The sequence below is a fragment of the Mucilaginibacter sp. UYNi724 genome (assembly GCF_054057495.1).
This window is the reverse complement of the sequence record NZ_JBSRZI010000005.1, coordinates 280664-288621: the sequence shown is the minus strand read 5'-3', so window position 1 is coordinate 288621 and position 7958 is coordinate 280664. Positions and strand designations below refer to the sequence as shown.

The window sequence follows — 7958 nt, the reverse complement described above, 5'->3', positions numbered from 1 at the left end:
TGGTCAGTTTGCCCCGGAATGGGGTGGTCAATTTGACGCGGAATCACTGGTCACATTCCGCCGGAATTGGGTGGTCAATATCAGCGGTATATCCAACTAAAAGGCAAGGGTCAACAGAAAAGCCGGTACTTTACCTATGAATCATTGGTCTATTTCAGCGGAATATCCAGCATGATAAAGGTTACGTAATAAAATGATCAAAGCACTCTTATCACACAACTCCGTACCAACATGTTCAAAGGATTTTACGAAAGGGTGCTTAACAGATCAACTATTTATTTCGAATCACGTAGTGCTTTAACCTCATCATGCGCAGCTTTGAGATCGTCGAACTGTCCGGTAAGTAATTTTACCAGCGCCGGATCTTCCCAGATCAGTTCTTTATCATCCAGTGCCAAACGATACGCACCTTTGGCCACATCTTCGCCCCGTTCGCAGTCTGACAATATATCCTGCCTGTCAGGACCGCTAAAGACAGATTTCACATCCATCCACGTCCTGTAAAACTTACCGGCAACGGTGGTTCCATCGGAAGGTAACCCACCCAGCGCATGGATCTGTTCATGGAGTTCGCGAACGGCATCCTGGCTTTGCTGAATATATTTCTCAAACAGCGTTTGCAGGTCGGCATCTGTACCTGCGGACAGCGCCTTTTGATAACCAGCAACGCGGTCATTATTTATCTTGATCAGATCGTTGATCGCTGAGATCTGGTGTTCTATGTGTTGTAAAGTTCCCATATGATTTAAAAGGGAACACGGGTGGCATCAATATGTTTGGTTATTGATGAATAGAAATTCAAAAGGAAATGGCATTGACAATAATCCTGATCAGATGCTAACTTCATTCAGCAGTTCCGTTCCATCTGTAAATGCATCGATATTACAAAAAGTAACCCTGGCGATCTGTTCCATCGCCTCCTGGGTAAAGAAACCCTGATGAGAGGTGATCAGCACATTCGGGAAGGAAATGAGCCGGCTGATCATTTCGTCCGGTATGATATCTTCAGAGAGATCATGAAAAAAGAGAGCGGTTTCCTGTTCGTACACATCCAGTCCAAGATACCCCAGTTGTCCACTTTTTAATGCCTCTATCACATCATTTGTATTGATCAGGGCACCCCGACTGGTGTTAATTAGCATTGCGCCGGGTTTAAACAGTTTCAAGGTTTCGGTATTGATCAGGTGCCGCGTGGTATCCGATAAGGGGCAATGCAAAGAAACAATGTCCGCTCCCGATACTGTTTCTTCAAGGGTTCCGTAAATCACACCTTGCCCGACCAGTTCGGTATCAGGAAAAAGATCATAAGCACTGACCCGGCAGCCAAATCCTTTCAGTATGCGACAAAAAGCCTTCCCAATCTTGCCTGTACCGATTACTGCTACCTTTCGCCCATGTAAGTTGAACCCCATTAGTTTTTCTATTGAAAAATTACCTTCCCGAACCCGGTTATAAGCTTTATGGGTTTTGCGGTTTAAGGTCAAGATCATGGCCATCGCGTGTTCGGCTACCGCTTCAGGTGAGTAGGCAGGGACGCGCAATACCGGGATGTTCAACACTTTCGCGGCCTTGAGGTCGACATTATTGAACCCTGCGCAGCGCAGGACGATCAATCTTACACCGTTAGCCTGAATCCGTTTGAGTACGGATTCGTTGACCAGATCATTCACAAAGATGCAAACGGCCTCAAATCCTTTGGTGAGTTCTGCCGTCTGTTCGTTTAACGACACGGTAAAAAAAATAAGGTCATGACCTGTATTGAACCGGTTCAAAAATTCCTCATCATATCGGTAGGTACTAAATATGGCTATTTTCATCTGTGATTAGACTTGAGTTTACTGAAATACTTGAATGTCTGCCGGAGCTTTTGCAAACTACTGAATAATTTTAATGATGGTCTAATGGAGATAACTATTTTACCTGGGGCTTTTCTGATTTTAAACACGTGATACTCGACCGTTATATCACCATTTCTTGATACCTTTCAGTTCCCTTTTCAACTCCCTTGTATAGAACAAAACTTGTTATAAATTGTCTATCAATCAGGCGCTAACAACTGGTGAGTTTATTTTTTCAAACTTTACACACGGCACAGGGAGTATAAAAACCTATTACAAGAGTTTATAACCTAAAAATAAAGCAGGTTAGTCCCTGCTTCGACCGCGATAATTACTTCAATACGAGGAAAGAAAGCAAATTAGCGAAAGTTTGTTTTTTCATTTTTGTTGATTATACAGCTACAAAAAATGAAATATGGACACTCCTGATTATAAGACTTTATTCGATAGTTCTCCTGAATTATTATTAATTATTAACGCAGATTTTACTATTATTTCTGCAACGGCTGCCTATTTGAAGGCTGTTAACAAATTAAATGAAGCGATTGAAGGTAAAAACATTTTTGACGTTTTTAAGAATGCCGCCAATCAAACAGTTGCTGATAGCATAGATGACATACGAGCTTCTTTAAAACGCGTAATTCGATATAAAACTACGGAGACTTTAAGCATCCCTACTTATACTACTGATGAACCCGTACCAGATATCAATCTAAAGCATTATCGAATTGTACATTCACCTACGCTGGATGAATCCGGTAATATCAAATATATCACCCAACGCCTTGAAGATGCAACAGAAGTAGAAACATTGAAGGCGCGGCTGGAGCGAAAAAAAAATCCATTGAGCAGATCGCAGACAGCGAAAAGCGGTATTACATGATGCTAATGAAATCCCCGTTTGCATTTTGTATCATGAAGAGTGAAGACCTGGTTATCACTCTTGCCAATGACCTGATGAAAGATTTTTGGGGGAAAGGCCGGGATGTGCAAGGCAAAACATTGCTCCAGGTGCTACCTGAAGTAAAAGATCAACCATTTCCGGAAATGATATTGTCCGTTTTAAAAACAGGTACACCTGTCTACGCAAATGAAATACTTGCGCGGCTACAATATGATGTTAAAATGGAAGACGGTATTTTAATATTGTTTACCAACCCTATTACGAAGAAGATGAGAATATTTCCGGCGTAACCGCCATCGCTTACGATGTAACCGAGCAGGTAACATCCCGCAAAAAAATAGAAGAAATCGAACATCGTTATCAGGAAATGATATTTTCATCTCCTTCATTGATCGCCATTTTAAAAGGTGAAGAAATGATTATCGATATAGCCAACGATGCTATTTTAGAAACCTGGGGGAAAGGAAAAAATGTGGTAGGCAAGCCATTGTTAACCGCTTTGCCGGAATTGGTTGGACATGGGTTTGATGATCTATTTAACCAGGTTTATACAACCGGGCAACCCCATTTTGCTTACGAAATGCCGGTTTATTTCGTGCGTAATGGTCAAAAGGAGTTATCTTATTATACATTTATCTATCAGGCGCAAAGAGATACAACGGGTAAAATAAATGCCGTGGCAGTTATCGGCACAGAAGTAACACCACAGGCACAATTAAACCAAAAGATAAAAGAAAGCGAAGAGCTTTTCAGGAAGCTCTTAAATACCATGCCTCAAATAGCTTGGACAAATACAACGGAAGGAGAAATAACTTTTTATAATCAGCGGTGGTATGATTATACCGGGCTGGATCATAAACAAACCAATTCATTAGGATGTAAGGCCATGATTCATCCTGATGATTTACAAATTGCCTTAAACGAATATAGTTCAATCCGTGAAACAAGCGATAGCGGGGAGTTTCAAATCCGAGGCATGAGTGCCGATGGATCATACAGATGGCATTTGATCCGTTTAACGCCAATAAAAAATGATGATGGACAAGTGCAATTATGGATAGGTACTGCAACAGATATACAAGAACTAAGGATGCTGCAACAACAAAAAGATGATTTTATCAGTATTGCCAGCCACGAACTTAAAACACCTATTACCAGTTTAAAAGCTTCCCTACAATTACTGAACAGAATAAAGGATAACCCTTCTAATATCATGTTGCCTAAACTTATTGTACAAGCAAATAAAAGTTTAGATAAAGTTAGCATACTGATGGATGATTTGTTAAATGCAAGTGTTGCAAATGAAGGGCAACTCCACATTAACAAAAAACTGCTAAATCTTTCTGAAGTGATAGAGGAATGCTGTCCTCATGTGCGTGCCGAAGGTATTTATATCATCAAAACTGAAGGTGATACGGATGTTGAAGTATATGCTGATGCTGCGCGGATCGATCAGGTTGTAATCAATTTTGTTAACAATGCTATAAAATATGCAGCCGATTCAAAAGAGATACGAATTTTAATTGAGAAAGTAAATGATATGGCTAAAGTATCAGTTATAGATAAGGGGCCGGGTATTCCGCCAGATAAATTACTTCATTTATTTGATCGTTTCTACCGCGTAGATAGTAGCGGAAGTCAATATTCAGGGTTAGGGCTTGGATTATATATATCTGCCGAAATAATCAAAAAACACAATGGCCAAATTGGTGTAAATAGTGAGTTGGGTAAAGGAAGTGCTTTTTGGTTTACCTTGCCTATAGCCTAACCATAGTTTTTGTTATGCTGAATCGCTGCTCAAGTCCGTCGGAATCTTAATAATTTATAGGGCTAAATTTCAGCATAAACACTGTTTCCTGGCTGATATTTAAATATAAAACAAAAAAAGGGATTCAAAACTTTCGAATCCTTTGCAGTTCCTGAAGAAGGGCTCGAATCCTTTCTACTATGGAAAAAGAAATATTTTCACTACCCCCGGAATGGTTCGAGATTATTCACCTATGGGCTGGCAGAAGGAAAGATTATCCAATTTATATAAACATTGAAATATTTGATATTTTTCTTAAATCTTCCATAAAATAGTTCGAGAATTGCCCAGTGTGGGCTACCTTAACGGGCAAGTCAGCTTTTTTAGCAGACTTGCCCTTATTTTTTGCCTCAAAAACAGCCCTCATGGCATCCTCATAGGTATCGGTGATGATTTTTTTATACAGGCCTATCACAGTCGGGCTTAGCGCATATTTTTCAAGATGTTTTTCAAATGCGTCATTCACTATTTTGGCATTAAACCTCACCCCTTTAATACGGCAGCAATGCAGGTTTTAAGTGACTGGTATCAACCTTGATTGTGACACGGGTCACTGTTGTTAAACAGGGTATAGACGAACTTTATGACGTGAGAAAATCTATCTATATACTCTTAATATTTGCTTTGGCGGTCCTTTTTGGCTGCAACAATGGTAAGTAGACCGCTGCGAACTACATGGATATCCTGACAAGGCTACCGGGAAATTTGAGGCCTGATCAACAATGTTTTGTCGCACTTTTCGGAAAAGACAGCGCAAGCTTGATCCTAACCATTCACCAAATGGTAAGGTTACAGGACAACTATATATCAAATATTATGAAATTAAACCAACGTCATTCGAAAGTGAACTGAATATTGGCAAGATCGATGGTGAATATAAAGGGGATACTTTATTTTGACAACTACACCTTTACAAGTGGCACACACAACAAAACCATATACACTAACCCTATCGCTTTATTATGTAAGAGCGACACCCTTATCCTCGGTGCTGGTCTAATATTCAACTACCTGGGCCGGTCTTGGTTAAGCAGATGAAAACCGTTGAAACTTTAGGCAGCGCGTCTGTCATATGCACCGACAAAACCGGCACCCTAACTGAGAATAAAATGAGCCTGGCTAAATTATATCTCCTGCAAACGGATTATATTTCAAATGCTGATGACATAACCGGCGAAGCTGAAAAGGAATTGATAAGGCTGGCGAAGTGGGCAAGTGAACCGATGCCTTTTGACCCGATGGAGATTGCCCTGCACGAAGCTTATACTAAAATAGCCTTTGTTGATGAAAGACAGGATTACCACATGATCCATGAATATCCTTTAGGCGGCAAACCGCCGATGATGACACACCTTTTTGAAAATGCAAAAGGACAACGAATTATCGCAGCAAAAGGGGCACCGGAAGCTTTGATTAAGGTCAGTGAAGTGTACGATATAGAGAAAGACCGCATTAACGCAGCAATTAAAGATCTCGCTGCCGATGGTTACCGCATATTGGCTGTTGGCGAAGCCGATTTTGCAGGTAATGACTTCCCGGCTACGCAGCAGGAATTCAAATTTAACTTTAAAGGCCTGGTTGCGTTTTATGATCCGCCCAAGAAAAATATCAGTGCCGTATTGCAGGATTTTTACAAGGCGGGCATTGATGTGAAAATCATTACGGGCGATAATGCGGAAACTACGGGTGCTATAGCCCGTCAGATTGACTTTAAAGGTTTTAACAAGGGTATCAGCGGTGATGCACTTATGCAATTATCTGACAAAGAACTTGGCGGGAAGGTGGAAACATTGAACGTTTTTACCCGCATGTTCCCGGATGCCAAACTGAGGATCATCAATGCCTTAAAAGCTAAAAACGAGATCGTAGCCATGACCGGTGATGGCGTGAACGACGGGCCGGCGTTGAAAGCAGCGAACATTGGCATCGCGATGGGCAAAAAAGGCACCGAAATTGCCAAACAGGCAGCATCGCTGATCCTGTTAGAAGATGATCTTTCCAAAATGGTGGATGCCATAGCAATGGGCAGGCGGATCTATATCAACCTGAAAAAGGCGATCCAATACATTATCTCCATCCATATCCCTATTATATTAACGGTATTTATTCCGTTGGCATTAGGATGGATCTACCCCAATATATTTTCGCCTGTGCATATCATTTTCCTGGAATTGATTATGGGCCCAACCTGTTCCATAATTTATGAAAACGAGCCGATTGAACAAAATACGATGCTGCAAAAACCCCGTCCGTTCAGCACCACTTTCTTTAACTGGAAAGAATTAACCACCAGTATCATACAGGGGCTGGTGATAACTGCGGGAACGCTGGCAACATACCAGTACGCGGTAAGTAAAGGAGCAGATGAACAGCTGACCCGTACGATGGTATTTACCAGCCTTATCGCCGCCAATATATTACTTACGCTGGCGAATCGTTCCTTCTATTATTCGCTGCTGACGACTATCCGCTATAAAAACAACCTGGTTTTGCTGATCATCGGGATCACCGTGCTTATATCAGCATCGCTGATATGCATTGGGCCACTGGCTGGTTTCTTTGGTTTCGAGCCATTAAGCCTCTTAGAATTTGCGGTATCCGCAAGTATTGGCTGTGCTTCAGTGATATGGTTTGAACTTTTCAAATGGCGAAAAAGACTAACAAACGGGAAAATTGCTACTAATTATACTTCATCATGAAGAGAAGAGAATTTTTAGGCGCAGCAGGGGGGGCGGTAGTTATTGCCGGTGCTACGTATTATGGCTTCAGCGATAAAAGCAATTTTGTAAGGGCCAATCTGAAGCCGGATAACCAAACCAAAACGCTGTTAACTAAGGATGAACGGCAAATACTATACCTCGCTTCCCTGGCGCCGAGCGGACATAACACACAACCCTGGTTTATTAAACATATAGAACCTTTGCACTGGGTCATCTGCAACGATAAAAGTAAGTGGTTACCAGCTGTTGACCCAACGCAACGGGAAACAATGCTATCTATTGGTGCATTTATTCAAAATTTAGCATATGCCTCAGATAGCCTGGGCTATAAATGCCAATTCAGTTTAATGGCCAATACTAACCAGGATGAACAAGTAATGGAAGTAAAACTGACAAAGCCGGGAAACCAATCCAGGTACGATACAAAAAGTATTGTAGAACGGCGAACTGTAAGATCAAACATACTTCCCGGAGCATTGAAAAATGAAGATATCAGGCTGCTGATAAGCAATGAACCGGATCTGGTTCATTTCATACCACGTACAACTAAAGCATATCAATATCTTAATGAACAAACCATCGAAGCCAATAAAGTCCAATCCTACCGGAATGCCGCCCAAAAAGAACTGGCCGACTGGATCAGGTTTTCCAACTAAGATGCAGAGAAATACAGGGACGGCCTCACCCCG

General features: G+C 41.4%; 8 protein-coding genes. 5 read left to right on the top strand and 3 right to left on the bottom strand.

What is annotated here, in order from left to right; translation table 11 throughout:
- Positions 1-275 precede the first annotated feature (275 nt).
- Positions 276-740: a ferritin-like domain-containing protein gene (locus ACVW0P_RS10200; protein ID WP_457131996.1), complete on the bottom strand. Its 465-nt coding sequence runs from the start codon at positions 738-740 to the stop codon at positions 276-278.
- Positions 741-830: 90 nt separating this feature from the next.
- On the bottom strand, positions 831-1817 hold the full coding sequence (locus ACVW0P_RS10195) for a 2-hydroxyacid dehydrogenase (protein ID WP_457131995.1): 987 nt from the start codon (positions 1815-1817) through the stop codon (positions 831-833).
- A gap of 436 nt (positions 1818-2253) precedes the next feature.
- Here ACVW0P_RS10195 and ACVW0P_RS10190 point away from each other — a divergent pair, with 436 nt between their 5' ends.
- From ACVW0P_RS10190 to ACVW0P_RS10180, 3 genes are all read left to right on the top strand, one after another.
- A complete protein-coding gene (locus tag ACVW0P_RS10190; RefSeq protein WP_457131994.1) occupies positions 2254-2721 on the top strand; it encodes a PAS domain-containing protein in 468 nt (155 codons plus the stop codon).
- A 5-nt stretch (positions 2722-2726) separates the two neighbouring features.
- The gene (locus tag ACVW0P_RS10185) at positions 2727-3032 is read left to right on the top strand and encodes a hypothetical protein (RefSeq protein WP_457131993.1); all 306 of its coding nucleotides are present in this window, start codon (positions 2727-2729) and stop codon (positions 3030-3032) included.
- Positions 3033-3109: 77 nt separating this feature from the next.
- Positions 3110-4510, top strand: coding sequence for a PAS domain-containing sensor histidine kinase (locus ACVW0P_RS10180; RefSeq protein ID WP_457131992.1), 1401 nt, complete (start codon positions 3110-3112; stop codon positions 4508-4510).
- Between the two features lie 262 nt (positions 4511-4772).
- On the opposite strand, the gene ACVW0P_RS10175 is transcribed toward ACVW0P_RS10180, so the two are convergent.
- Positions 4773-5015, bottom strand: a complete 243-nt coding sequence (locus tag ACVW0P_RS10175) for a hypothetical protein (protein ID WP_457131991.1) — start codon at positions 5013-5015, stop codon at positions 4773-4775.
- A 568-nt stretch (positions 5016-5583) separates the two neighbouring features.
- On the opposite strand from ACVW0P_RS10175, the gene ACVW0P_RS10170 reads away from it, so the two are divergent.
- Positions 5584-7248, top strand: a complete 1665-nt coding sequence (locus ACVW0P_RS10170) for a cation-translocating P-type ATPase (protein WP_457131990.1) — start codon at positions 5584-5586, stop codon at positions 7246-7248.
- Positions 7245-7925: a hypothetical protein gene (locus ACVW0P_RS10165; protein WP_457131989.1), complete on the top strand. Its 681-nt coding sequence runs from the start codon at positions 7245-7247 to the stop codon at positions 7923-7925. Before ACVW0P_RS10170 ends, ACVW0P_RS10165 begins: the two co-directional genes overlap by 4 nt.
- The last annotated feature ends 33 nt before the right edge of the window (positions 7926-7958 follow it).

Bases quoted from the DNA above. Each gene is read 5' to 3' on its own strand.
- ACVW0P_RS10200 (WP_457131996.1), bottom strand. From the start codon at position 740: ATGGGAACTTTACAACACATAGAACACCAGATCTCAGCGATCAACGAT.
- ACVW0P_RS10195 (WP_457131995.1), bottom strand. From the start codon at position 1,817: ATGAAAATAGCCATATTTAGTACCTACCGATATGATGAGGAATTTTTG.
- ACVW0P_RS10190 (WP_457131994.1), top strand. From the start codon at position 2,254: ATGGACACTCCTGATTATAAGACTTTATTCGATAGTTCTCCTGAATTA.
- ACVW0P_RS10185 (WP_457131993.1), top strand. From the start codon at position 2,727: ATGAAATCCCCGTTTGCATTTTGTATCATGAAGAGTGAAGACCTGGTT.
- ACVW0P_RS10180 (WP_457131992.1), top strand. From the start codon at position 3,110: ATGATATTTTCATCTCCTTCATTGATCGCCATTTTAAAAGGTGAAGAA.
- ACVW0P_RS10170 (WP_457131990.1), top strand. From the start codon at position 5,584: ATGAAAACCGTTGAAACTTTAGGCAGCGCGTCTGTCATATGCACCGAC.
- ACVW0P_RS10165 (WP_457131989.1), top strand. From the start codon at position 7,245: ATGAAGAGAAGAGAATTTTTAGGCGCAGCAGGGGGGGCGGTAGTTATT.